The sequence below is a fragment of the Paenibacillus marchantiophytorum genome (assembly GCF_014640555.1).
In the GTDB taxonomy this organism is placed as follows: domain Bacteria; phylum Bacillota; class Bacilli; order Paenibacillales; family NBRC-103111; genus Paenibacillus_E; species Paenibacillus_E marchantiophytorum.
The window spans coordinates 1-707 of sequence record NZ_BMHE01000143.1 but is presented as its reverse complement, the minus strand read 5'-3'; the positions used below and the strand labels follow the sequence as shown (position 1 = coordinate 707).

The 707-nt window shown below is 44.1% G+C and carries 1 tRNA gene and 2 rRNA genes; all 3 read right to left on the bottom strand.

Features of this window, described 5'->3' with window-relative positions:
* A 23S ribosomal RNA gene (locus IEY34_RS36355) occupies window positions 1-119 on the bottom strand; the annotation flags it as partial.
* A 317-nt stretch (window positions 120-436) separates the two neighbouring features.
* A tRNA-Ala gene (locus tag IEY34_RS36350) sits at window positions 437-512 on the bottom strand.
* A gap of 125 nt (window positions 513-637) precedes the next feature.
* Window positions 638-707, bottom strand: a 16S ribosomal RNA gene (locus IEY34_RS36345); the annotation flags it as partial.

Here is a 707-nt window from a genome sequence, read left to right as displayed (position 1 = left end):
ATTCGGACATCCCCGGATCAAAGCCTGCTTACGGCTCCCCGAGGCATTTCGTCGTTCGCCACGTCCTTCTTCGGCTCCTAGTGCCTAGGCATCCTCCGTGTGCTCTTTCTAGCTTAACCTAGAAAAGACTTTAAAGATTTTTGTATGCTTCCTAAAAAACACACAACCTAAGTTCTTACTTTACGTTTTTTGTTGACAATTGACCTAAGCTTCGCAAAGGTAAATTGCAACTGTTTCGTTATCTAGTTTTCAAGGAACAATGTTCCTATCGCGTTTCAGCGGCAGGATTTACATCTTATCATGCCATACTCACTATGGCAACAATCAAAAATTACCAATTAGAGAGACATATTAAGATATTTAGATGTTATGCTTTTTCATCATCCTAGTGTCAACAACACCGCCTTATCGGCGGCGGAAGTATGCAATAGATTAATGGTGGAGCCAAGCGGGATCGAACCGCTGACCTCCTGCTTGCAAGGCAGGCGCTCTCCCAGCTGAGCTATGGCCCCACATTGATGAATACATTTCTAATGAAATGTACAAGCTCCATCAAAACTGAACAAATGAAATGAGTAATCAGCGGTTTGTGTGTTAAACACACTTGACTGGATCTATCAGATCCGAGTCTCCATAGAAAGGAGGTGATCCAGCCGCACCTTCCGATACGGCTACCTTGTTACGACTTCACCCCAATCATCTACCCC